We start from the raw sequence: 23986 nt of genomic DNA on the forward strand, positions 1-23986 counted from the left end.
ATTCTGAGTTTTACTGCATAATGGTTTTGTGGCAAATGTGTCAGAAATAAAAAAAGCCATCCGAAAGGATGGCTTAATGTAAATTATCTGTAACTTACCAAATAAATACCCTGGCGCTTTCCGGACGATGCATTTTATCACCTTCCTTAATCTTAAATGTCGCATAGAATTCAGGCATATTGCTTAACGGACCGTTAATTCTGAATTGTGCTGGTGCGTGAACATCCGTCATAATTTGCTGCGCTAAGGCTTCATTTTTAACGTTCACCATCCACGCATAAGCATAAGATAAAAAGAAGCGCTCATTCGGATTTAAACCTGCAATTTTGTGATTGTTTTGGAACTGCTTTGTCTTCTTAAATGCCTCATATCCCATAACAACACCACCTAAATCGGCAATGTTTTCCCCTTGTGTAGCATCTCCATTTACGAATTTACCCTTCAATGCCTCGTATTTACTAAACTGATCAACTATAAGTTTGGTTTTGGCTTTGAATTTTTTCAGGTCTTCTGCCGTCCACCAATTGTTTAAGTTACCTTTTTCATCATATTGACTTCCCTGGTCGTCGAAACCATGAGTGATTTCATGCCCGAATGTCGATCCGCCTATGATTCCGTATAAAACAGCATCATCAGGCATTCTTCCTTCAAATCCAGGAACGATGATATTACAGCCTGGAACGCAAATTTCATTATTGCTCGGGTTGTAGTAGGCGTTGTAAGTTTGCGGATACATGCCCCACTCTGTTCTGTCTACCGTTTTCCCATATTTAGCAATCATATAATCGTATTCCCATTTATTGGTATTCATTACGTTTGCGCAATATGATTTCCTGTCGATGGAAACACTGCCCATGTCTTTCCATTTATCAGGATATCCGACTTTCATGACAATTTTGCTCAGTTTTACCAATGCTTTTTGCTTAGTGGCAGGACTCATCCAATCTAATTTTTTGATGCGCTCAGCATAAACGTCCCTAATGTTGTTCCCTATTTCCAGAAGTTTTTCTTTTGTTCCTTTTGGTAAATATTCATCAACATACACCTGACCAATCAATTCTCCAAGGGAAGCATCTGTAGTACTCACTACCCTTTTCCATCTCGGTTTTTGTTTGCTTACCCCATTCATTACTGTAGAATAGAATTTGAAATTCTGTACTTCGATAGCATTATTTAAATAAGATGCATAACTGTCTACCAAATTCCATTTTAAATACACTTTCCAGTCTTCAATGGCATACGTTTTAGTTAATTCATTCAATCCTTTGTAAAATTCAGGTTGACCTACAATAACAGAATCGGCTTTAGCCACTTTTAAGTTTGCCAGCATTTTATCAACACTTAAATTAGGAGCCAATGATTTAAATTGGGCAACAGACATTTTATTGTAATTCTTTATCGGATCTCGGAGAGCTTCTAATTTACGTGAAACTTTAGCTAAATCGGTTTCCATTTTCATGATTGTAGCCGCATTTTTGGAGGCCGATGTTTTGTCCTGACCAATGAGCTGCATCATAGACTGAAGGTGTTTTACATATTCTTTTCTAATGGTTACAGTTTCCTCATCGGTATTGAAATAATAATCACGATCTCCTAACCCTAATCCTCCCTGAGAGAAAAACAAAGCATATTTCGTGCTGTTTTTATCGTCCTGCCCCAGATAAAAATTAAATGCCGGACCAGTTCCGATGGTATGCATATAGGCGATAGTTTCTGATAAAGAGTTAACATCTTTAATGGCGTCAATTCTAGCCATCTCTACTTTAAGCGGATTGATTCCTGCTTTTTCGATGGCTAAAGTATCCATTCCTGAAGCATAAAAATCCCCTATTTTCTGTTTGTTGCTCCCTTTGGCTGCCTCTTTATCTTCAGAAGATTTAATACAAATTGCCTTTATTTGAGCATTGATGGTATCTCCGATGGTTCTGAAAATTCCGTTACTGCTTTCCGTTTCAGGAATAGGATTTTTTTTGAACCAGCCTCCGTTAGCATAATGGAAAAAGTTTTCTCCAGGATTTAAAGTAGTATCCCTGTTTATTGCCAAGGGATCAGGTTGGATTAACTCGGAGGTTTCCTTGTTTTTACAACTTGTTAATGCTAAGGATGTTCCTGCAGCAAGAAGTGCAAAATGTTTAAATTTCATAATAGTTTAAAATTTAGTGGATTAGATTAGTTTTTTCAAAGGTATATTTTTCTTACATCCTTTACAAATCTACTTAAAACAGTTCAAATTTAAACTATTTCAACAAAATCATAATCCATTGCAAACCAGCTATTTAAATTAACTTTTGATTGTATAATCGTGTTAAAATCTGTAATTTTATTGTTCATTTTACAATTGTTTTTACAGTATAATTCTTAAAAAAAATCCTTATGAAAAACTTTGAAAAAACTTTAGTCAAAGGAATGTTTGTTCTTTTGCTATTTACAATGAGCGTCATGGCTCAGGACAAAAAAATGGAAACCAATACTATAGGATCCAATAAGATGGTAAATAATTTGGTAGACAACAAAATGGTTCTTGCGGCGGAAGTAACTCTTGAACCGGGGCAGAAGACTGACATGCATACCCATCCGGCACATTTCTATTATGCACTATCTGATGGAAAGCTCATGGTTCATTATAAAGACGGAAAAGAGGAAACGATGGAGTTAAAAGCTGGTGCTTCCGGTTTTGGAGATCCCGAGCGCCCTCATTATGCTGAAAATGTTGGAACTACAACCATTAAATTTTTAATTGTGGAATTAAAAGAGCATCCTTATAAAGAGGCTAAACCAAAAAAATGACGAAAGAAATACATATTGCGAAATAAAAAAGATGAACATTTCTGATGTTCATCTTTTTTGTACACTGTGATTTTATTTTGCTAAAGTTTCAGCCTAAAGCCGAAAACAGGCAAATCTCCCTGCATAAAATCCAAATCTTCGGATCTTTTAAAGCCAATGTTTTCATACATTTTCCAGGCAATGTCCATGGACTTGGTCGAATGAATGATTATTTGATTTAGTTTTTTATTCTTGGCTTTTTCAATGCATTCGACTGTCAGTAATTTTCCAACACCATTTCCGCGTGCTTTTGGACTTACAGCTAATAATCTGAAACCGGCAGAATTTACCTCTTTGGTCGCAGTCCCTCCAGAACCATAGTATTTCATCTCACTGAAAAAAACAACACCGCCTGTAATTTCATTATCCGAAGAAACAGCTACTAAAAGTTCCGTTCCGGGATTATTGGTCAAATCACCAATGTTGGCAAGCATTTTATAATAGTTTGGTTGTTCGGATTCTTTCGGAAAACCCTCAAGCTGCGAATACACCTGTACCATCATATTCCCGATTTCTGCAAATTCTTCTGGTTTGGCATTTCTTATTGTATATTTCTGATTGGTCATTATGCTAAAGTTTATTTCTGCATTCTAAATATATTACGATTTACTATAATACAAAATACTATTTTTTCTAAACAATCAGTTATAAATTTACAGAAAAATATCATAAAATAACACGTTTATTTTTACAATAATTTTAACCTGATTCCGTTGTTAAATCTATATATTGCAGTATAAATTATATAACGAAACATCATGAGCGATATAAAAATACTTTGGGTTGACGATGAAATTGATTTGTTGAAACCCCATATTTTGTTTCTTGAAAAGAAAGGATACAACGTAACCACCTGTAATAACGGACAAGATGCCATTGATATTTTCGATGATCAAAATTTTGATATCGTCTTTTTGGATGAAAACATGCCCGGTTTAAGCGGCTTGGAAACCCTTGCTGAAATCAAAGAAAAAAAATCGGCTACACCGGTAATTATGATTACCAAAAGTGAAGAAGAATACATCATGGAGGAAGCTATCGGTTCTAAAATAGCTGATTATCTTATTAAACCTGTAAATCCGAATCAGATTTTGCTGAGCCTGAAAAAGAACCTGGATCATTCTCGCCTGGTTTCTGAGAAAACGACTTTGGATTATCAAAAAGAGTTCAGAAAGATTGCAATGGATATGGCAATGGTCAACTCTTATGAAGATTGGGTAGAATTATATAAAAAGTTATTGTTCTGGGAGATTGAACTGGAAAATATTGAAGACCAAAGTATGGTCGAAATATTAGAAAGCCAGAAAGTGGAAGCTAATTCTCAATTCGGGAAATTCATTGAGAAAAACTATGAAAAATGGTTTGCCGCCGAAGAAGGCCGTCCGTACCTATCCCATGAAATTTTCAGAAAACTCGTGGTTCCTGAAATACGTAAAAAAGACAAACCAATATTATTTGTTGTGATTGACAACCTGCGCTATGACCAGTGGAAAGCTTTTGAAAGCGTGGTTAACAATCATTATAAACTGGAAAAAGAAACCAGTTATTTTGCCATTCTTCCTACGGCTACCCAATATGCGCGTAATGCTATTTTCTCGGGTTTGACACCTTTGGAAATGGAGAAAAACTTTCCACAATACTGGAAAAATGATGTCGATGAAGGCGGAAAAAACCTATATGAAGCAGAATTTTTAACCGAACAGTTAAAACGTCTTCGCATTGATATTAAACAGGAATACTATAAAATAACCAATTTTAAAGACGGAAAAAAACTGGTTGACAACTTTAAAGCATTAAAAAGCAATGATTTAACTACTGTTGTTTATAACTTCGTGGATATGCTTTCGCACGCAAAAACAGAAATGGAAGTTGTAAAAGAATTAGCTTCCAATGATAAAGCATATCGTTCGTTAACATTGAGCTGGTTTAAGAATTCACCGCTTCTGGAAATTATTCAGCAAGCACAGCAATTAGGATTCAAACTGATTCTAACAACAGATCACGGAACCATCAACTGTAAGAACCCTTCTAAAGTAATCGGCGACAAACAAACAAGTTTAAATTTACGCTATAAAACCGGACGAAGCCTTACCTATGAAGATAAAGACGTGTATGCTGTAAAAGACCCAAAAAAAATAGGCTTACCGGCAATAAACATGAGTAGTTCCTTCATATTTGCAAAGAACGATTTATTCCTCGCTTATGTTAATAATTTCAATCATTATGTAAGTTATTACCGAAATACCTATCAGCATGGCGGAATTTCTTTAGAAGAAATGATTGTTCCTTTCTTGGTTTTCAATCCAAAATAGGTATATTTGATTTGTAAATTTCTTACAGTCAAATAAAGTCGTAACATTTATGGAAATCACGTTCACTCTTGAAGAAATTCAGGACGTTGTAAAACAGATTTTTGCCAACAGTATAAAAAAAGTGGTTACTTTCCACGCCGATATGGGCGTGGGAAAAACCACATTAATAAAAGAGCTGGTAAGTTATCTTGGAGTCAAGCATATGGCCTCCAGCCCGACATTTTCGTTAGTAAATGAATACAAAGCCGCAAATGGCGACATTATTTATCATTTTGATCTGTATCGGTTAAATTCTGAAGAAGAAGCATACGATATGGGCCTTGATGAATATTTTTATTCCGGGAACTGGTGTTTTATAGAATGGCCTGAAAAAACGCCAAATTTGATTCCACTTGATCATTCCGCAATCCACATAAAACTTTTACCTAACGGAAAACGACATTTGACCGTTAAATGATTATGGTATTTTGCTAAAATTTCGTAATTTGTGAACCATTCATACAGTTAAAGCATGTCAATAACACCTTTTTCCAAACAACAACTGCTTCCCCAGGAAGAGAAGTTAGAAATAGAAAAGCACAAAAGTGCCCTTTTTATAGGAATACCTAAAGAAACATCGTATCAGGAAAGACGTATCTGCCTTACTCCTGATGCTGTAAATTCTTTAACCTCACACGGGCACAGGGTGTTGATTGAATCTGGTGCCGGAGCAAATTCAAGTTTTTCCGATAAAGAATATAGTGATGCCGGTGCGAAAATCACAAGTGATACCAAAAAGGTTTTCAGCTGCCCGATGATTCTTAAGGTAGAACCACCTACACTTGATGAAATCGAGCTGATGAATCCGCAAACCTTTCTTATTTCGGCAATTCAGTTAAAAACACAAAAGAAAGCTTATTTTGAAGCCCTGGCCGCTAAAAGGATAACTGCACTGGCTTTTGAATTCATCAAAGATGAAGACGGCTCCTACCCTGCTGTAAAATCTCTCAGCGAAATTGCTGGTACAGCCTCTGTGCTTATAGCTGCTGAGTTGATGATTAATCAATCGGTCGGAAAAGGATTGCTGATGGGAAACATCACAGGAATTCGCCCAACAGAAGTTGTCATTCTAGGTGCAGGAACTGTTGCTGAATACGCCGCGAGAACCGCAATTGGATTGGGAGCTACCGTAAAAATATTTGACAATTCCATTACAAAATTACGTCGATTGCAAAATATGCTAAACCAACGTGTCTTTACTTCCACTATTCAGGAAAAATCGTTGTTAAAAGCCTTGCGCCGTTGTGATGTAGCCATCGGAGCCATGCGCGGAAAAAACCGGACACCGGTCGTAGTAACAGAAACTATGGTAGAACACATGAAAAAAGGAGCCGTGATTGTGGACGTAAGTATAGATACCGGAGGCTGCTTTGAAACTTCGGAAATCACAACACACGAAAAACCTACTTTTATCAAGAACAATGTAATTCATTATTGCGTTCCTAATATCCCGTCACGTTATTCCAAAACGGCCTCTATGACGATAAGCAATATAATAACACCCTCTTTGTTGAAAATTGCCGATGATGGCGGACTTGAAAGCGCTATCCGTTGTGATAGAGGATTAAAAAACGGAGTTTATTTTTACCACGGCATTTTAACCAATAAATCTATTGCCGATTGGTTTAATATTTCTTATCGCGATATAAACCTGATCGTATTTTAGTTGGTGATAGCCGATTGTTTGCTTACTTTTGCCGCAAATTAATTACCATGAAATTTGTTCACCGTTTAGCGTATTATCTTTTTGGACTGCTTTTGGGCGGAATGTTTTTAGTATTCTTCTTTCAACAGAAGAAAACAGAATTTTGCTACATGCCAAATTGCCGTGTTTTAAAAGATTTGAGAAGCAAACCTATTTCCTACTCCAAAGAAGCACAAGCAAAATTCAATGAAAAATGGGTTACTGTGGAGGATATCAAAAATTGCATGCAGTATGGCGATGTTGATTTTGACAATAGCAACAAACCTTACGAAAACGGGAAGCTATATATAATTGAAGGGAAAAACACTAAAAATGAGCCAATTACTGTAGAAATGATCAATTACACTGAAAGAGTTGTATTGAAAGACATAAAAAAACAGTAAAAAATCCGTCAAAAGTCTTGCATAATCAAAATCCTGCTGTATATTTGCACAGCAATCAGGGAATACTTGAAAGCAATAAATGGGGCGATTAGCTCAGCTGGTTCAGAGCACCTCGTTTACACCGAGGGGGTCGGGGGTTCGAACCCCTCATCGCCCACAAAGAACTCCTCAATCATTTTGAGGAGTTTTTTTTATACTATACCTTCAAAAATTTCGTTATTACTAAAAAAGCATTATGAAACTTAACCTGCCACTTTTTTCGGCTTTAAATAGTTTTATAGTAGCTCAGTTTCTTTTCTTCATAGATGAAGGCTACTACAATTTCCGATGGATGAAGGACATTGGGAACTGGATGGTATTTGTAGTCTATTTTTTTGTTCTGTTCGGGATGCTTTTACTACTAAATTCATTGCTTGAAAAAATCAAAGTCAGCCGTCTGTATCAAACAATAATAAATCTGATTGTTTTTCCGGGTTTTCTGATTTTTATGCGCTGCATATGAAATAAAACCCAAATTAATGGGGTTTCATTTTTCTTATAACTTTCTTCTTTCCTTTTCCGTTTTCAACAACATTACCCTCCCTATTTTTCTAACCGGCCAAGGAAGTGTTTTTCCTGAGTTCGGCCATTCAGATATGCGTAACCGGAAACCCCTACTTCCATAAATATGGCATCAGTGACAATTCGAGTAATCACAAAAATCTCTCTATATGAAAGAAAAACGCAATGCGCTCAAAATCAGCATGTTGATTGTTTTTTTAGCAAAAAATCGTAACTTTATTGCGCTTAACGTAAATTATAAATATCATGAAAAAAAATATACTTTTCTTTATAGTTTACCTATTGTTTACTTCTAGTTATTCACAGAATTTTGAGAAATTTTTAGGTGGTTCAGGTCCTGATTCGATGACTTCTATTGAACAGACTAGTGATGGTGGTTATATATGTGCCGGACAATCAGCTTCCAAAAATGGCGACCTTAGCGGTACTGAATGCAATGCTGATGAAAATGGAAAAACTTGGATAGTTAAACTGAGCCAGGCAGGGAACATCCAGTGGCAGAAATGTTTAGAAACAATTAGTACAGTTTATTCAATCAAACAAACTAGCGATGGCGGCTATGTTGTTGGAGGTACAGCGGCAGATATGACAGGAAATCATGGTGGTAGCGATTTTTACATCGCTAAACTGGATAACATCGGAAATATTCAATGGCAGAAATCATTAGGTGGTTCGGGCGAGGAATGGGCCTTTTCTATACAACAGACTAGTTACGGGGGATACATAATGGCAGGAATATCTGACTCTAATGACGGTGATGTTACAGGAAATCACGGAGGTGGTGATTATTGGATAGTTAAACTCTCCGATACAGGAAATATCCAATGGCAGAAATCTTTGGGTGGGACGGGTTATGAAATAGCACGTTCAATCATACAAACTAAAGATGGCGGCTATATAGTCGCAGGGGGTAGTAATTCTAATGATGGTGACGTTATCGGGAATCACGGCGGCGGCGGAGATTATTGGATAGTTAAGTTGAATAAGCGAGGAAAAATCCAATGGAAGAAATCATTGGGAGGTTCTGGTAGCGACTACGCATTTTCAATCCAACAAACCACTCGCGGAGGATATATCATAACCGGAGTATCTGGTTCTAATGATGGCGATGTTAACGGAAATAATGGAGGTAATGATATGTGGATTGTTAAAATAACCAATTCAGGAAATATACAATGGGAGAAATGTTTAGGCAGCTCTAATCATGAAACTGGACTTGTAATTCGACAAACTGCCGATGACGACTATTTAGTCGCCGGCTATACTGTGCCCAGATTGAATGATGAAGGTGATCCTCTTTTTGATTTATTGATGGTAAAACTATCTAAATCCGGAATTGTACAGCAAGAGCAAACATATGGTACCCCAGATGGTTCTGATTATCCATTTTCTATGGAAGTTACTGCAGATGGAGGTTATATTATTGCTGGGTTCTCTAATTCGTCTTATGAAAACGGAAACGGAACTCACGGACACGTCGATGGTTGGATACTTAAATTAGGCGCAATAGAAGGCAGATTAAGCACAACGAAATTATTTTCTAAAAAATCCATCTCGGATAATTCGATCATTATTTATCCCAATCCCTCAAGCAACGAAATACAAGTAAATACAATAGAAAAGATACGGGATCTTCCCTACACGGTCTATGACCAATCTGGCAAAGCGGTATTGAAGGGTAAACTCAATGAAAATCAAACAACCATTACTATCGGCAGTCTTTCTAAAGGGATTTATATATTGAGTATAGGGGATAATAATGAAATCAACAGAAAGATCATTAAGGATTAGGATTATTTTACAAATAAGGCGGATACCTCAAAATAGTTGCCAGTTTTAATAATTATGAGTTAGTTTTAAGGATCGCACAATACAGGAAATGAATGTTATGACAAGACATGCCTACCTCTAGCCTTTCTTATACAAACCAGCCAACTCAATGCTAATTAGTCAACTGAAAACAAACATCTGATAAATTGGTTTGGATACTGTCATTTTAATACAAAGCTAATTGAACATTAGTGATTTGCAAGGCTCAATTCTAAAACTAAAAAAATCATGAAACAATTTATTTTTTTCTTTACAGTTTGCCTACTGTTTGCTTCTGTTTACTCACAGCCCTCAATTAGTTGGCAGAAATCTTTAGGAGGCACTGGGATTGATATAATGAATTCAATACAACAAACTTCCGATGGAGGTTATATAATTGCAGGATACTCTAATTCAAATAATGGTGACGTTGCCGGAAATCACGGCGGTACAGATTATTGGGTAGTTAAATTGACAAATACAGGAAACATCGATTGGAAGAAATCTTTTGGAGGCACTGGTGAAGAAATAGCGGATTCAATAGTGCAAACCAATGATGGAGGCTATATAATTGCTGGAACCTCTTTTTCAAATAATGGTGATGTTTCCGGTAACCACGGTGGTTCTGATTGTTGGATAGTGAAATTAACCAATATCGGAACTATCCAATGGCAGAAATCTTTTGGTGGTACACTAAGAGACGAAGCAAGCTCAATAGTGCAAACTGCAGACGGGGGATATATATTTGTTGGTCAGTCTAATTCAAATAATGGTAATGTTACTGTAAATAAAGGTGGTTTTGATTATTGGGTAGTTAAACTAAACAGTATAGGAGTTATCGAATGGCAAAAATCTTTTGGGGGAACTCTTAATGACTATGCATGCTCAATACAACAAACAACAGATGGAGGATATATAATTGCAGGCGATTCTAATTCAAATAATCTCGACGTTACCGGACATCACGGTCATTATGATATATGGGCAGTTAAACTGACCAGTACAGGAACTATTGCATGGCAACGATCTTTAGGGGGATCCAATTCAGATGTGACATATTCAATTCTGCAAACAACAGATGGAGGATATATAATTGCAGGATACTCTAATTCAAATGATGGAGACATTACCGGAAGTCTTGGTGATTTTGATTATTGGATAGTTAAACTGACCAATACAGGAAGCATCGATTGGAAGAAATCTTTAGGAGGAACTCATGTTGATCATGCATATTCTATTCAGCAAACTTCCGATGGAGGATATATAGTTGGAGGATTCTCCAATTCAAATGATTTTGACGTTACCGGAAATCACGGAAATTTTGATTATTGGGTAGTTAAACTGACCAATACCGGAATTATCCAATGGCAGAAATCCTTAGGAGGCAGTGGTATTGATAAAATAACATTAATTAAACAAACCACAGATGGAGGATATGCAATTGCAGGATACTCTAATTCAAATAATAATGATGTTTCCGGAAATCACGGTGACTATGATTATTGGATAGTTAAACTAAGCAGTACCTTAAGCACTGACGAATCGACCTTTGAAAATTTGTTTAGTGTTTATCCAAACCCTATGAATAATGAACTGCATGTAAATATCAATGGAAATACTCTCGATTTGCCATACATCATCTATGATCAATCAGGAAGATCCATTATAACAGGAAAACTAAGTGATTACAAAAACGTTATAAAAACCGGAAATCTGTCAAAAGGGGTTTATATTTTGAGTATTGGAAACAAAACAAACATAAAGATTATAAAGGAGTAGCATACTTTAAAAAACAGGAAAGGCGAACCTCAATGGAGTGCCTTTTTTTTATTTCATAAGTGCTTATCCTGGGAATTGTAAAAGGTTGAAAAAGATTGTTTTGCTCACACATACTAGACTCCTCTACCTCCATCAAGCCAACAAAACAATAATGAATATTCACAAATACAATTAATTAACAATCAGTATTTTAAGTTAATTTTATTCAAAAAAATAGTAACTTTATATTGCTTAACGTAAAGTTTTAAAGTCATGAGAAAATCTTTACTCTTAGTAGTAATATTCTTAAAGGTTATTTATTGCTATTCACAGCCGTCAATTAGCTGGCAGAAATCTTTAGGTGGTAGCAGTGCTGATGAAATGTATTCAATTCAACAAACAACCGATGGAGGCTATATAATTGCAGGCAGAACTGCTTCAAATAATGGTGATGTAACCGGAAATGATGGTTATGATGATATATGGATAGTTAAATTGGCCAATGCAGGAAGTATCCAATGGCAGAAGTCTTTAGGCGGTACGGATTATGATCATCCAACTTCAATACAGCAAACTACCGATGGGGGCTATATAATTGCAGCAACTTCTAATTCAAATGATGGGGATGTTACCGGAAATCATGGTAAACGCGATTATTGGATAGTTAAACTGACCAATACAGGAAGTATCGAATGGCAGAAATCTTTAGGCGGTACAGAATTTGAGCTTGCGTGTTCAATACAACAAACTACCGATGGGGGTTACATTGTTGCAGGATACTCTAATTCAAATAATGGTGATGTTACCGGAAATCATGGCGGTTCTGATTGTTGGATAGTAAAACTGACCAATACGGGAAGTATCCAATGGCAGAAATCTTTAGGTGGCAGTAATGATGACATAGCAAATTCAATAAAGCAAACTACCGATGGAGGATATATTTGTGCAGGATTCACTGGTTCAATTGACGGTGATGTTACCGGAAATCATGGTAATTTTGATTATTGGATAGTGAAACTCTCCAATACAGGAAGTATCCAATGGCAGAAATCTTTAGGGGGTACCGATAGTGAGGGAGCAAATTCAATAGTACAAACTGCCGATGGAGGCTATATAATTGCAGGATCCTCTGGCTCAAATAATGGAGATGTCACCGGAAATCATGGTGGTTCTGATTGTTGGATAGTTAAACTGACGAATACGGGAAGTATCCAATGGAAGAGATCTTTAGGTGGTTCCGAGGCGGATGGGGCCTCTTCAATACAACAAACTACTGATGGAGGCTATATAATTGCGGGGTACTCTGATTCCCATGATGGAGATGTTACCGGATATCTTACTGATTATAATTATTGGATAGTTAAACTGACCAGTACTGGAAGTATGCAATGGCAGAAATCTTTAGGTGGCTCAGAGCAGGACGAGGCGATGTCAGCACAGCAAACTACCGATGGAGGCTATATAATTGCAGGCAGAACGGCTTCAAATGATTTTGATGTAACCGGAAATCATGGTGATTATGATGGTTGGATAGTTAAACTAAGCAATGCATTAAGTACGGACGAACAAACAATAGGAAATTTGTTTAGCGTTTATCCAAACCCTACAGACAATGAGCTGCACGTAAATATCAAAGGAAATACCCTTGATTTGCCGTACATTATTTATGATCAATCAGGAAGGTCTGTTATTAAAGGAAAACTGAATGAAGTAAATTCAGTTATAAAAACCGGAAATCTGTCAAAAGGGGTTTATATTTTGAGCATAGGCAATAAAACCAAAACAAGCATGAAGTTCATTAAGGAATAATGTTTTAAAAATGATTGTATTCGCTTACTGTTTGTATGACCTAAAAACACTATCCAAAAAATGGATAAGTATAAAAAAAGGGTTGTCATTTTTGAGACAACCCTTTTTTTTATAACTTTCTTCTTTTCTTTTCCGATTCCAAAAGCATTAATTCCCTTCCCGTCTGTCCTGCCACAGAAGTATTCTCCTGAGCTCGGCGGATCAAATACGGCATAACGTCGCGAACCGGCCCGAACGGAAGGTATTTAGCAACATTATAACCGTTTTCTGCAAGGTTATAACTAATATTATCGCTCATACCATACAATTGACCGAACCAAATTCGGTTGTCGTTTTTAGTAATTCCTTTCTTCTCCATCAAATCCATCAACTTATACGAGCTTAATTCGTTATGGGTTCCTGCAAAAATGGCCATTTTATCAATGTTTTCCATCATATAATCAATACAGGCATCGTAATTATCATCCGTAGCCTGTTTTGATGGGCAGATAGGATTTTCATATCCATTTTCTTTAGCCTTGTCTGCTTCTTTTTCCATATAAGCCCCGCGCACCACTTTCATTCCGATATGAAAGCCTTCTGCCTTCGCTATTTCGTGAAGTTTTTTCAGATAATCCAAACGGTCCCAGCGATACATTTGCAGGGTATTGAAAATCAACGCTTTTTCTTTATTGTACTTGCGCATCATATCCGTAACCAAATCATCGGCAGCATCCTGCATCCAGCTTTCTTCAGCATCAATCAACAACATCACATTTTTATCAAAAGCTGTTTTACAAATGGTTTCAAAACGCGCAACCACTTTATTCCATTCTGCTTTTTCTGCCTCTGTCAGTGCTTTCTTCTCCCCTATTTTTTCATACAAATCAATGCGTCCAACTCCAGTTGGTTTAAACACTGCAAAAGGAATTGCTTCTTTGGCTTTAGCGAACTCAATTGTTTTTAAAGTCATCTGCAAAGCAGCATCAAATTGTGCTTCTTCTTCTTTCCCTTCCACAGAATAATCTAAAACTGAAGAAACCTTTTTAGTGTACATTTTATCGACAACCTTAAGACAGTCGTTTTCACTAATCCCCCCGCAAAAATGGTCAAAAACAGTCGTGCGGATCAATCCTTCTACAGGAAGATGAAAATTTAAAGCAAAATTTGTAAGCGACGTTCCAATTTTTACCAATGAAGGATTTCCAATTAATTTAAAAAGAAAATGTGCTCTGGTTAATTCGTTGTTGCTTTTTAAAGCAAAGGCAACCTCTGTATTGTTGAATATTTTTTCCATTGTAATTTTATTAATAGGCATACAAATATACGCATGGTTTGAAAATAATTGATAAAAAATACCTTATTTTGCTCAACTATTATCAATACTTAAAAAAATGCAGACAATAAAAGCCAACGGATATTCGGTTTATTTTAATGATTCAATTTACACCTATTTAAGTTCGGCACTTCAACCTGACGTTTATTCAAAAGCATTTATAGTTGTTGACAGTAAAACCAGCGAATATTGTCTGCCTGGTTTCGTTGCCAATCTGGCTACTGAAGTTCCGCTGGAAATCATCGAATTTGAGTCCGGCGAACAATTTAAAAACATAGAAACCTGTTTTGAAATCTGGTCTGCCTTAACCGAACTTGGCGCAGACCGTAAAAGCATCGTAATCAATCTTGGCGGCGGTGTTGTTACCGATTTAGGAGGTTTTGTCGCTTCCACATTTAAAAGAGGAATCGAATATATCAATGTGCCAACTACTCTTTTAGCAATGGTTGATGCTTCAATTGGCGGCAAAAACGGTGTTGATTTAGGAAACCTGAAAAACCAAATCGGAACCATAACCACTCCAAAAGCCGTGTTGATCGACACAAATTTCCTGTCAACTTTGCCACAAAATGAAATGCGCTCAGGCCTTGCAGAAATGTTGAAACATGGTTTGATTCAGAATAAATCGTATTGGGATAAATTTAAAAACTTAAACAGTTTAAGTACAGATGATTTAGATGTTTTAATTCATGAATCTGTTGAAATAAAAAACAATGTGGTTACGCAGGATCCGACAGAAAACGGCATCCGAAAAGCGTTAAATTTTGGTCATACTTTAGGCCATGCAATTGAGAGTTATTTTCTGGAAAACGAAGAAAAAACAGCCCTTCTTCATGGAGAAGCCATCGCTGTAGGTATGATTCTGGAAGGCTATATTTCGATGGAAAAATCTTTAATTTCAAAAGCAGAATACAACGAAATCAAATTTGTTATCCGTGATATTTTCGGACTTGTCGAATTTACACAAAACGACATAGAACAAATCATTTCCCTTCTCATTCACGATAAAAAAAATGAGTTCGGAAAAATACAATTTGCGCTGTTAAAGGGAATCGGAGATATAAAAATCAATCAATTTGCAGCAAACGACCTGATTTATAAAGCTTTTGAAGATTACAAAAACTAACATTTTTTCACAAAATTCTTCTTTTATACACTTTAATATTTTTTTAGATTTGTGCCAATGAAAAAAACGCAGAATACTACATTTCGTTCCGAAAGGAATAACAGACAAAACAGACTACTGTTGCGATTGCAACGAATAGTGTTTTCTGTGAAGAGTATTCAGAATTTTGACGTTTTTGAGTTCACCAACCCACTACATGATGAACTTCAGATAGTATATGAAAATATTAGAGTTTGAAAAGCAAGTTGTTTTAAATAAAAAATAGTAATTTTATAATCTAACAACTTATTATTCAAATGAATACTAAATACTTTGACTTAATCAACCAAACATTTTACTTCCCTCAGGAGGAATTCACTTTAAATAAAGACAATCTTCAGTTTCATGGCATTGACCTTATGAAATTGGTAGAACAATACGGTACGCCCTTAAAATTTACTTATTTACCTAAGATTTCCCAAAACATCAACAAAGCCAAAATGTGGTTTAGAAATGCGATGGAGAAACACCATTATGAGGCAAAATATTTTTACTGTTACTGTACCAAAAGTTCTCATTTTGAATTTATTTTAAATGAAGCTTTAAAAAATAACATACACATTGAAACTTCTTCTGCATTTGATATCGATATCGTAGAACGATTGATGGCAGAAGGAAAAATAAACAAGAATACATATGTTGTTTGTAACGGATTTAAACGCGATCAATATGTTACCAATATTGCCCGTTTAATCAACAACGGACACAGAAATACAATTCCTGTAATCGATAATTTTGAAGAATTGGATTTGTTACAGGAACAAATTGAAGGCAAATTCAAAATCGGTATTCGTATTGCTGCTGAAGAAGAGCCTAAATTCGAATTCTATACTTCGCGTTTAGGAATCGGATATAAAGATATTGTTCCGTTTTACCGTAAGCAAATCCAGGACAATAAAAAAGTTGAATTGAAAATGCTTCACTTTTTTATCAACGCAGGTATTCGCGACACTGCCTACTATTGGAATGAGCTTTTAAAATGTATGAAAGTTTACATTGCCCTGAAAAAAGAATGCCCTAGCCTTGACAGTTTGAATATCGGTGGTGGATTCCCTATCAAAAGTTCATTAGCATTTGAATATGACTACCAATATATGGTAGATGAGATTTTGAATCAGATTAAAATTGCCTGTGATGAAGCCGAAGTTCCGGTTCCGCACATTTTTACTGAATTCGGATCATTTACCGTTGGTGAATCAGGAGGAGCATTATACCAGGTTTTATATCAGAAAAAACAAAATGACCGTGAAAATTGGAACATGATTGATTCTTCTTTTATTACTACATTACCTGATACTTGGGCAATCAACAAACGATTTGTAATGTTGGCCGTTAACCGTTGGAACGATACTTACGAACGAGTTCTTTTAGGCGGTTTAACCTGTGATGGTGATGATTATTACAACTCCGAACAACACATGAACGCCGTTTATCTTCCTAAATACAATAAAGAAAAACCATTATATATCGGTTTCTTTAATACTGGAGCTTATCAGGAAACTATTGGTGGATTTGGAGGTTTAAGCCATTGCATTTTACCACAACCAAAACACATCCTTATTGATAAGGATAAAAACGGAATTTTTGCTACAGAAGTTTTTTCAGAGCAGCAAAAAGTAGAAGAAGTTTTAGAGATTTTAGGATACAACAAGAAAAAATAATTTCATAATAGAAACGAAAATGAGCAAAGGACCTATTAGTCAGTTTATTGAAAAACATTACCTTCATTTTAATGCTGCTGCTCTTGTAGATGCTGCAAAAGGATATGAAGAGCACTTATTAGACAACGGAAAAATGATGATTACACTTGCAGGTGCGATGAGTACTGCAGAACTTGGAAAATCGTTAGCCGAAATGATTCGTCAGGATAAAGTACACATTATTTCATGTACCGGTGCAAATCTTGAAGAAGACATTATGAACCTTGTTGCTCATAATTCATACAAAAGAGTTCCAAACTACCGTGACTTGAGTCCGCAGGAAGAATGGGATTTATTGGAGAACCATTACAATCGTGTAACTGATACTTGTATTCCTGAAGAAGAGGCTTTCCGTCGTTTACAATCGCATTTATTTAATATCTGGAATAATGCCGATTCTAAAGGAGAACGTTATTTCCCACATGAATTCATGTACCAAATGATCAATTCAGGTGTATTGGAACAATATTATGAAATCGATCCGAAAGATTCATGGATGGTGGCTGCTGCTGAGAAAAATTTACCAATCGTAGTTCCTGGATGGGAAGACAGTACAATGGGTAACATTTTCGCATCATACTGCATCAAAGGTGAATTTAAAGCTACAACTATGAAAAGTGGTGTGGAATACATGATGTGGTTAGCAGATTGGTACACTAAAAACTGTGAAGGAAAAGGAATTGGTTTCTTCCAGATCGGTGGAGGTATTGCCGGTGACTTCCCTATTTGTGTGGTTCCGATGTTGTATCAGGATATGGAAATGCACGATGTTCCGTTCTGGAGTTATTTCTGTCAGATTTCCGATTCTACAACAAGTTACGGTTCTTATTCAGGAGCAGTTCCAAATGAGAAAATTACTTGGGGTAAATTAGACATAACTACGCCTAAATTCATTGTGGAATCAGACGCTACCATCGTAGCACCACTGATGTTTGCTTACGTTTTGGGATGGTAATTTTTTGAAAAAAAAGGAATTTTTTATTTGAAAAATAGAATTTAGGTTATTACATTTGAGCAGATACAAAGATTAAAACGCAACGAATGAAAAGAGTAATTGTAGATTACGCTAAGCTAACGAATGAGATCTTAACCCTTTTGGTTGAGAAGTTTCCTGACGGATATGATGATTCTGATATTGTCCGTTTCAAAAACGCTAAAAATGAGACTATTGAAGCAGTAGAAGTACGTACAGAAGATACTATCTACTTAGTAAAAGTAAGTATGAAATTAGCGGATAGAATCGAAAACTTTGATGATGAAGATGATGATATTGACACTGGAGAAGATTCATTAGACGCATTGAAAGAATTAGACATCGAAGATAATGCCGATGACGATGAAGAAGAGGAACAAAAAGATGAACCTTCTGATGAAGACGAAGACAACGATGAAGACTAAATAAAAAAAAGGAACTCAATTTTGAGTTCCTTTTTTTTATTATAACAAATATCTTTCTTTAAAAACGTTCATGTGATGATTTTGATGACCAATAATGACAAACCCTAAAGCCCGGACAGACATCGGATTATTTGAAGCTACACCCTTCTTTACTAAATCTTCTTCCGTAAAACTTTTAAAAAGTGTAATTGTAGCATGACGCACAGCTGTAAGCTCAGTCAGTAAATCTTTTAAATGACGTTTGTTTGCTACCGGATTTACCACGTCAGCATACTTATTTTCATCAAAACTGGATAAAGGAGTTTCATCACTTCTGGAAAAACGTAACGCACGATAAGCAAACACACGTTCTGCATCGATTATATGCTGAAGAATCTCCTTAATTGTCCATTTTCCTTCTGCATAGCGATAATCAAATTTATCCATCGGAATATCCTGAACAAACTTAATGGTTTTGTACAGACTAATTTCCAATTCATCCAATAAATTCACATTATCTTCCATCGCATCAATGTACGTTTTGTAATAAGGTGCAAATTCATCTGGGGTAAGTTGTTTCGGGCTCATAAAATACAAATTAGGTTGAATGGTAAATTTAAAATAAAAAACCCGAAGCGTTAACTTCGGGTTTTCATTTTTTTAATGTTTACAAATCTTTAAAGATTGTATGCATTAAGCGTTTCTTGTCATTAATGCTTTCTTCAAGAGAAATCATTGTTTCTGTTCTGTAAACACCATCAATATCATCGATCATGTAAATTACCTCTTTAGCATGTTTAGTATCTCTGGCTCTGATTTTACAGAAAATATTAAATTTACCTGTAGTAACGTGAGCTACAGTAACAAACGGAATTTCATTAATTCTTTCTAATACAAATTTAGTTTGCGATGTATTATGAAGAAAAACACCAACGTAAGCAATAAAGGAATAGCCTAGTTTTTCGTAGTCTAATGTCAATGAAGATCCCTGAATAATTCCTGCGTCCTCCATTTTTTTAACACGTACGTGCACTGTACCTGCAGAAATCAACAATTTTTTTGCGATATCTGTAAAAGGCACTCTCGTGTTATCAATCAACATATCTAATATCTGATGATCTACTTCATCTAAACGAAACTTGCTCATAATAAGATTTATCTATTTGTTTTAAAAAGTCAAAATTAAGAATAAAAAATTAATTTTTTATCAATAAAACTTTTAATTTTTTATTTTTTTAGCAATCCATTAACAATTTCACCATGATTTCCAACTGTAAAATTTGCTTCAGAATCAATTTCCGGTGAAACATTTTCCTGATTTTCAAATAATTGATTTTGAAAATCGTAAGTGTAATGTCCGAAATTATCTTCTAATCCCCCTATTTGTCGGATTGTCGCTTTAAAAACAATCGTTTTATCTAAAAGGATTTCGTTGTAATGGGCTGCAAAAGTAATGCTTTTTTCAAAATTATCAAGTACTACTTTGACATTTTTATAAATAAAGTCATAAAAAATAGATTTATTTTGAGGAATTTTAAAATATTCTATTGTTTTGTTATCAAGAATTCGATTTTCAGAAATAGCCCGCAAAGCAGATAAATAGGAAATAAAAATCATTTTTCGAGTCGTCTCGCGTTGGTAATCATCTTGGAAATGGCCTGCTTCAAATAGAATTGTAGGCACCCCAAGCGACTGGAACATATCCCCTATACAATTAATATTAAAAGAATCATCGAAACGCCCCACCTGATTAGGGATATACTTTTGCAATTCCGCGTCCATTTCCGCAATGATGTTTATTGCTTTCTGTCTTACCTCATTAACTTCCCGCTGCTCATTGTATGATGGAGATAAAAAAGAAACCGTTGCCGGATTATTAGAGTTTCCTGCTGCAAATATTGTGCGTTGATCATGAAGATTAAAGCAAAAATCCGGTTGAAAATCCTCAAAAAGTTGTCTCAGCAATTGACTTTCTGGTTGCGATAAGTCTTTAGAATCGCGATTTAAATCCACTTCATTAGCATTTACTCGGGTATAAGCTTCTGCTCCGTCTGGGTTTAATATCGGAATACATAAAAAGGTAAATGTTTTTTTCAAATCTGCAGCTAAATCTGAATCAGAATTAAGCACATTAAAGAAATCAAACAGCGCCTTTGTTGTAGTCGATTCATTTCCGTGCATTTGCGACCACATGTAAACTTTTATTTTTCCGGTTCCGGCTTTAACAGTGTAAATCGATTTTTCCTTTACAGATTTACCTGCAACAGAAACGTCGAAATCGGCTTTTAAGTTTTGTAATAAAGGTTCAATATGTTCATTGGTAACATATCTGCCGAAGAGTCTCTCCTCTTTATATTTGTCGAATAAAATAGTAAAATCCATGGTTTATTTTTCTATTTACAAAAGTAAACATCTTATTTTTTACATCTGTAAACAAAAGAAAATTGATTTAAATTTACATTTATAAACATGAATTATAACTAAATCACACCTAAGTGTTTCATAAAGGTTATTAAGCAATATAATTGTTAATTGTTTTGCGTTAATATTTATTAATCAATTAGTTAGATATATTTAAATAAAGTTTTAAATTAATCTATTTTCACTCTTTACAATTGTAATATTGATAGATTAAACTAAATTGTTTACATTTGTAATTATTTAATTAACTAAACATAATTTACAATGGTAAACATTGATGATTTTGTAAAAAGACTAGAAACCATACTGGATTATTACGGATTATCTGCTTCAGGATTTGCGGATAAAATTGGAGTTCAGCGTTCCAGTTTGTCTCACCTACTCTCCGGCAGAAACAAACCCAGTTTGGATTTTATCATGAAAATAATTCAGGAATTTCCTGAAGTGGATTTGTATTGGATTTTAAACGGAAAAGGAAATTTTCCTAAAAGTGATTTTTCTGAGGAAAGTGTTTTGATAGAAAAACCAGCCGCTCCCGCTTCCCTATTTTCTGATATCGGCACAGAAAAAAAATCAGAGACAAAAAATGAGATACAACCCGACTTATTTTCGACTGAACCGAGTGTCGAAAAAAATCGCATATTTGAAAATCAAAAAGATTTTTTTTCAAATACGCGAAATTTTGAAGAGGTGCAAAACAACCAGGAAATTGATCGAATTGTAGTTTTTTATAAAAATGGTACTTTCAAGAGTTACTCACCTGAATAATTAAACTTCAGGATCAAAACTATTTTCAGGAACTTTACCCAATACTCCTTTGTAATTATGCTGCAGAATTTTGAAATCTGCTTCTTTATCCCCTGTAGGTTGGAATGGTTCTAAAATCCGAACTTCTTTTTTACCCCAGTCAAAGGCAACTGGCAAGATCGGCACATTGGCTTTTAAGGCTATATAATAAAAACCGGTTTTCCATTCGGTAACTTTCTTTCTTGTGCCTTCCGGAGCAATTGCTAATCTGAAAATTTCATTATTCTGAAACACTTTAGCAATGGCATCAACTTTATTCTCATTTTTCTGTCTGTCTAAAGGCTCACCGCCCATCCATCTGAAATAAGCGCCAAACGGAAATCGAAACAATTCTTTTTTAGCCACAAAGTTAATATCCATCTGCAAAATCCCTCTTGTGAAAAGTCCTATGTAGAAGTCATGCCAGCTTGTATGCGGAACAACTATCAGTACACATTTTTTTACTTCAGGAGGAATGGTGCCAATAATTTTCCATCCCATAAGCCTTAAGAATATAAACTTGTAAAGAATTTGCTTCATCGTAAATAATTTGGTTCAAAAATAACATTATATTTACGAATAGAAATGCGAAGCAAGATGATTAAAAAAATTCTGAGTTATTTTTTACCTATAAATATATACCAAAAAAAATCCGAAATCAATAAAAGGCTTGAAGTAACCTGGACAAACGGCCAATTAGTACTCGATTCTGAAAACACTAATTATTCTTATGGCAGTCTGCAGCGCATTCTCAGAAAAGGGTTGCATTATATAGGTTTTGAGCGCGTACGTAAATTCGAAAACATCCTCGTTCTTGGCGTTGCCGGAGGAAGTGTGATTAAAACTTTGGTTGATGAAATCAAATTTAAAGGAAACATTACCGGTGTGGAACTTGATCCAAACGTACTTGAAATTGCTAACACTTATTTTGGGCTGAACCAGATTCCTAACCTCAAAATCGTAAATGAAGACGCATTTGAATTTGTATTAAAAGCCAAAGAAAAATACGATTTGATCATCATTGATATTTTTCAAGACACCAAAATGCCTAACTTTTTATTTGAAAGTTTCTTTATAGATAGAATCAATTTACTGCTGAAAGTAAATGGTTTTATCTTATTCAATACGATGACATTAAACAAAAAGGATAAGGAACGAAATGTGGCTTACCGCTCAAGATTCAACGATGATTATTCAATCAGGATGTATCCTAAAGTTGAGGATCACAACGAATTGTTTACTATTAAAAGACTGAAGTAACCGTTTTAACAACTAAACTAGTTTTCTCGCTTTTTCCAAATCTTCAAGCGTATCAATACCGATACTTCCGTGGTCCGTTTCTACCATTCGGATTCGTTTTCCATACTCTAAATAACGAAGTTGCTCCAATTTTTCAGAAGCTTCCAAAGCCAACATCGGCAATCGGTAAAAATCCATCAGTGCTTCTTTTCGGAAAGCATAAATCCCGATGTGTTTCATATAGCGAACACCTACATTCTCTTCTCTAGGATACGGAATTACAGAACGTGAAAAATATAACGCAAACCCTTGTTGATCAACGATTACCTTTACATTGTTTGGATTTTCAATTTCGGATTTGTTTTTGATTTCGAACATCAGCGAAGCTAAATCGACTTTCTTCTCAGTATCTTTTCTGAAGATTTCAATAACCTGTTCCAAAGGTTTTTTATTGATGAAAGGCTCATCCCCTTGAACATTGATTACCACATCAACATCCATGTTTTCAACTGCTTCCGCAATTCGGTCGCTACCACTTTCATGTTCTTTGATACTCATGATTGCTTTTCCGCCGTTGCTCACAATTTCATTGTAAATCAAATCGGAATCGGTTACCACAAATACGTCGTCAAATAGTTTGGTTTCCACCGCCGCTTCATAGGTTCTTAAAATTACGGTTTTACCTCCAAGGTCCTGCATAAGTTTTGCAGGAAAACGTGTGGAAGCATATCGGGCTGGGATTACGGCTATTATTTTCATATTTTTTAGTAGCTGAGTTCTA

At 35.4% G+C, this 23986-nt stretch carries 23 protein-coding genes and 1 tRNA gene; 16 read left to right on the top strand and 8 right to left on the bottom strand.

Translation table 11 applies throughout. From position 1 onward, the window contains the following. Positions 1-94 precede the first annotated feature (94 nt). The gene (locus FEDK69T_RS02315) at positions 95-2143 is read right to left on the bottom strand and encodes a M13 family metallopeptidase (protein ID WP_023572533.1); all 2049 of its coding nucleotides are present in this window, start codon (positions 2141-2143) and stop codon (positions 95-97) included. 230 nt (positions 2144-2373) lie between these two features. Here FEDK69T_RS02315 and FEDK69T_RS02320 point away from each other — a divergent pair, with 230 nt between their 5' ends. Further along, entirely contained in the window at positions 2374-2787 is a 414-nt protein-coding gene (locus FEDK69T_RS02320; protein ID WP_023572534.1) for a cupin domain-containing protein, read from the top strand. An 80-nt stretch (positions 2788-2867) separates the two neighbouring features. Here FEDK69T_RS02320 and FEDK69T_RS02325 read toward each other — a convergent pair whose 3' ends face one another. Beyond that, positions 2868-3392 (bottom strand): GNAT family N-acetyltransferase, encoded by a 525-nt coding sequence (locus FEDK69T_RS02325; protein WP_023572535.1) that lies wholly within the window; start codon positions 3390-3392, stop codon positions 2868-2870. A 192-nt stretch (positions 3393-3584) separates the two neighbouring features. Between FEDK69T_RS02325 and porX the strand changes: the two genes are divergently transcribed. The 9 genes from porX to FEDK69T_RS02370 all read left to right on the top strand — a co-directional run bounded on the left by porX (position 3585) and on the right by FEDK69T_RS02370 (position 13202). After that, positions 3585-5138 carry a T9SS response regulator signal transducer PorX gene (gene porX / locus FEDK69T_RS02330; RefSeq protein WP_023572536.1) on the top strand — a complete coding sequence of 518 codons (1554 nt, stop codon included), beginning with the start codon at positions 3585-3587 and terminating at the stop codon, positions 5136-5138. 49 nt (positions 5139-5187) lie between these two features. Continuing rightward, positions 5188-5595 carry a tRNA (adenosine(37)-N6)-threonylcarbamoyltransferase complex ATPase subunit type 1 TsaE gene (gene tsaE, locus FEDK69T_RS02335; protein ID WP_023572537.1) on the top strand — a complete coding sequence of 136 codons (408 nt, stop codon included), beginning with the start codon at positions 5188-5190 and terminating at the stop codon, positions 5593-5595. Between the two features lie 54 nt (positions 5596-5649). Next, positions 5650-6843: an alanine dehydrogenase gene (locus FEDK69T_RS02340; RefSeq protein WP_023572538.1), complete on the top strand. Its 1194-nt coding sequence runs from the start codon at positions 5650-5652 to the stop codon at positions 6841-6843. A gap of 47 nt (positions 6844-6890) precedes the next feature. Next, complete coding sequence (locus tag FEDK69T_RS02345; RefSeq protein ID WP_023572539.1) at positions 6891-7265, top strand: DUF4258 domain-containing protein; 375 nt, start codon at positions 6891-6893, stop codon at positions 7263-7265. A gap of 82 nt (positions 7266-7347) precedes the next feature. Next, positions 7348-7422, top strand: a tRNA-Val gene (locus FEDK69T_RS02350). A 78-nt stretch (positions 7423-7500) separates the two neighbouring features. Beyond that, complete coding sequence (locus FEDK69T_RS02355; protein WP_023572540.1) at positions 7501-7767, top strand: hypothetical protein; 267 nt, start codon at positions 7501-7503, stop codon at positions 7765-7767. A 305-nt stretch (positions 7768-8072) separates the two neighbouring features. Next, positions 8073-9617 (top strand): T9SS type A sorting domain-containing protein, encoded by a 1545-nt coding sequence (locus tag FEDK69T_RS15330; RefSeq protein ID WP_023572542.1) that lies wholly within the window; start codon positions 8073-8075, stop codon positions 9615-9617. A gap of 267 nt (positions 9618-9884) precedes the next feature. Further along, positions 9885-11414, top strand: a complete 1530-nt coding sequence (locus FEDK69T_RS02365; protein WP_023572543.1) for a T9SS type A sorting domain-containing protein — start codon at positions 9885-9887, stop codon at positions 11412-11414. Between the two features lie 252 nt (positions 11415-11666). Beyond that, positions 11667-13202, top strand: coding sequence for a T9SS type A sorting domain-containing protein (locus FEDK69T_RS02370; RefSeq protein WP_023572544.1), 1536 nt, complete (start codon positions 11667-11669; stop codon positions 13200-13202). A gap of 109 nt (positions 13203-13311) precedes the next feature. On the opposite strand, the gene FEDK69T_RS02375 is transcribed toward FEDK69T_RS02370, so the two are convergent. Beyond that, positions 13312-14478, bottom strand: a complete 1167-nt coding sequence (locus FEDK69T_RS02375) for a proline dehydrogenase family protein (RefSeq protein WP_023572545.1) — start codon at positions 14476-14478, stop codon at positions 13312-13314. A gap of 97 nt (positions 14479-14575) precedes the next feature. Between FEDK69T_RS02375 and aroB the strand changes: the two genes are divergently transcribed. From aroB to FEDK69T_RS02395, 4 genes are all read left to right on the top strand, one after another. Next, positions 14576-15643, top strand: a complete 1068-nt coding sequence (aroB, locus tag FEDK69T_RS02380) for a 3-dehydroquinate synthase (protein ID WP_023572546.1) — start codon at positions 14576-14578, stop codon at positions 15641-15643. Positions 15644-15939: 296 nt separating this feature from the next. Beyond that, the gene (locus tag FEDK69T_RS02385) at positions 15940-17343 is read left to right on the top strand and encodes a type III PLP-dependent enzyme domain-containing protein (protein ID WP_023572547.1); all 1404 of its coding nucleotides are present in this window, start codon (positions 15940-15942) and stop codon (positions 17341-17343) included. A 19-nt stretch (positions 17344-17362) separates the two neighbouring features. Further along, the gene (locus FEDK69T_RS02390; RefSeq protein ID WP_023572548.1) at positions 17363-18337 is read left to right on the top strand and encodes a deoxyhypusine synthase family protein; all 975 of its coding nucleotides are present in this window, start codon (positions 17363-17365) and stop codon (positions 18335-18337) included. An 86-nt stretch (positions 18338-18423) separates the two neighbouring features. Beyond that, a complete protein-coding gene (locus FEDK69T_RS02395) occupies positions 18424-18780 on the top strand; it encodes a hypothetical protein (RefSeq protein WP_023572549.1) in 357 nt (118 codons plus the stop codon). A gap of 39 nt (positions 18781-18819) precedes the next feature. Here FEDK69T_RS02395 and FEDK69T_RS02400 read toward each other — a convergent pair whose 3' ends face one another. The 3 genes from FEDK69T_RS02400 to FEDK69T_RS02410 form a co-directional block, all read right to left on the bottom strand. Next, on the bottom strand, positions 18820-19347 hold the full coding sequence (locus FEDK69T_RS02400; RefSeq protein WP_023572550.1) for a DinB family protein: 528 nt from the start codon (positions 19345-19347) through the stop codon (positions 18820-18822). Positions 19348-19426: 79 nt separating this feature from the next. Continuing rightward, on the bottom strand, positions 19427-19906 hold the full coding sequence (locus tag FEDK69T_RS02405) for an Lrp/AsnC family transcriptional regulator (RefSeq protein WP_035629822.1): 480 nt from the start codon (positions 19904-19906) through the stop codon (positions 19427-19429). An 80-nt stretch (positions 19907-19986) separates the two neighbouring features. After that, entirely contained in the window at positions 19987-21141 is a 1155-nt protein-coding gene (locus FEDK69T_RS02410; RefSeq protein ID WP_023572552.1) for a M14 family metallopeptidase, read from the bottom strand. A 303-nt stretch (positions 21142-21444) separates the two neighbouring features. Here FEDK69T_RS02410 and FEDK69T_RS02415 point away from each other — a divergent pair, with 303 nt between their 5' ends. Then, positions 21445-21948 (top strand): helix-turn-helix domain-containing protein, encoded by a 504-nt coding sequence (locus FEDK69T_RS02415; RefSeq protein WP_023572553.1) that lies wholly within the window; start codon positions 21445-21447, stop codon positions 21946-21948. Here FEDK69T_RS02415 and FEDK69T_RS02420 read toward each other — a convergent pair whose 3' ends face one another. Then, on the bottom strand, positions 21949-22506 hold the full coding sequence (locus tag FEDK69T_RS02420) for a 1-acyl-sn-glycerol-3-phosphate acyltransferase (RefSeq protein ID WP_023572554.1): 558 nt from the start codon (positions 22504-22506) through the stop codon (positions 21949-21951). Between the two features lie 57 nt (positions 22507-22563). Between FEDK69T_RS02420 and FEDK69T_RS02425 the strand changes: the two genes are divergently transcribed. Further along, entirely contained in the window at positions 22564-23226 is a 663-nt protein-coding gene (locus FEDK69T_RS02425; RefSeq protein ID WP_023572555.1) for a spermidine synthase, read from the top strand. Between the two features lie 12 nt (positions 23227-23238). On the opposite strand, the gene kdsB is transcribed toward FEDK69T_RS02425, so the two are convergent. Continuing rightward, the gene (gene kdsB, locus FEDK69T_RS02430; RefSeq protein ID WP_023572556.1) at positions 23239-23964 is read right to left on the bottom strand and encodes a 3-deoxy-manno-octulosonate cytidylyltransferase; all 726 of its coding nucleotides are present in this window, start codon (positions 23962-23964) and stop codon (positions 23239-23241) included. Positions 23965-23986: the final 22 nt, after the last annotated feature.

The sequence above is a fragment of the Flavobacterium enshiense DK69 genome (assembly GCF_000498495.1).
Lineage (GTDB): Bacteria > Bacteroidota > Bacteroidia > Flavobacteriales > Flavobacteriaceae > Flavobacterium > Flavobacterium enshiense.

Bases quoted from the DNA above. Each gene is read 5' to 3' on its own strand.
- FEDK69T_RS02315 (WP_023572533.1), bottom strand. From the start codon at position 2,143: ATGAAATTTAAACATTTTGCACTTCTTGCTGCAGGAACATCCTTAGCA.
- FEDK69T_RS02375 (WP_023572545.1), bottom strand. From the start codon at position 14,478: ATGGAAAAAATATTCAACAATACAGAGGTTGCCTTTGCTTTAAAAAGC.
- FEDK69T_RS02355 (WP_023572540.1), top strand. From the start codon at position 7,501: ATGAAACTTAACCTGCCACTTTTTTCGGCTTTAAATAGTTTTATAGTA.
- FEDK69T_RS02395 (WP_023572549.1), top strand. From the start codon at position 18,424: ATGAAAAGAGTAATTGTAGATTACGCTAAGCTAACGAATGAGATCTTA.
- FEDK69T_RS02390 (WP_023572548.1), top strand. From the start codon at position 17,363: ATGAGCAAAGGACCTATTAGTCAGTTTATTGAAAAACATTACCTTCAT.
- FEDK69T_RS02400 (WP_023572550.1), bottom strand. From the start codon at position 19,347: ATGAGCCCGAAACAACTTACCCCAGATGAATTTGCACCTTATTACAAA.
- FEDK69T_RS02420 (WP_023572554.1), bottom strand. From the start codon at position 22,506: ATGAAGCAAATTCTTTACAAGTTTATATTCTTAAGGCTTATGGGATGG.
- FEDK69T_RS02345 (WP_023572539.1), top strand. From the start codon at position 6,891: ATGAAATTTGTTCACCGTTTAGCGTATTATCTTTTTGGACTGCTTTTG.
- FEDK69T_RS02370 (WP_023572544.1), top strand. From the start codon at position 11,667: ATGAGAAAATCTTTACTCTTAGTAGTAATATTCTTAAAGGTTATTTAT.
- FEDK69T_RS02340 (WP_023572538.1), top strand. From the start codon at position 5,650: ATGTCAATAACACCTTTTTCCAAACAACAACTGCTTCCCCAGGAAGAG.
- FEDK69T_RS02325 (WP_023572535.1), bottom strand. From the start codon at position 3,392: ATGACCAATCAGAAATATACAATAAGAAATGCCAAACCAGAAGAATTT.
- tsaE (WP_023572537.1), top strand. From the start codon at position 5,188: ATGGAAATCACGTTCACTCTTGAAGAAATTCAGGACGTTGTAAAACAG.
- aroB (WP_023572546.1), top strand. From the start codon at position 14,576: ATGCAGACAATAAAAGCCAACGGATATTCGGTTTATTTTAATGATTCA.
- FEDK69T_RS02410 (WP_023572552.1), bottom strand. From the start codon at position 21,141: ATGGATTTTACTATTTTATTCGACAAATATAAAGAGGAGAGACTCTTC.
- FEDK69T_RS02425 (WP_023572555.1), top strand. From the start codon at position 22,564: ATGATTAAAAAAATTCTGAGTTATTTTTTACCTATAAATATATACCAA.
- FEDK69T_RS02405 (WP_035629822.1), bottom strand. From the start codon at position 19,906: ATGAGCAAGTTTCGTTTAGATGAAGTAGATCATCAGATATTAGATATG.
- kdsB (WP_023572556.1), bottom strand. From the start codon at position 23,964: ATGAAAATAATAGCCGTAATCCCAGCCCGATATGCTTCCACACGTTTT.
- porX (WP_023572536.1), top strand. From the start codon at position 3,585: ATGAGCGATATAAAAATACTTTGGGTTGACGATGAAATTGATTTGTTG.
- FEDK69T_RS15330 (WP_023572542.1), top strand. From the start codon at position 8,073: ATGAAAAAAAATATACTTTTCTTTATAGTTTACCTATTGTTTACTTCT.
- FEDK69T_RS02365 (WP_023572543.1), top strand. From the start codon at position 9,885: ATGAAACAATTTATTTTTTTCTTTACAGTTTGCCTACTGTTTGCTTCT.
- FEDK69T_RS02415 (WP_023572553.1), top strand. From the start codon at position 21,445: ATGGTAAACATTGATGATTTTGTAAAAAGACTAGAAACCATACTGGAT.
- FEDK69T_RS02320 (WP_023572534.1), top strand. From the start codon at position 2,374: ATGAAAAACTTTGAAAAAACTTTAGTCAAAGGAATGTTTGTTCTTTTG.
- FEDK69T_RS02385 (WP_023572547.1), top strand. From the start codon at position 15,940: ATGAATACTAAATACTTTGACTTAATCAACCAAACATTTTACTTCCCT.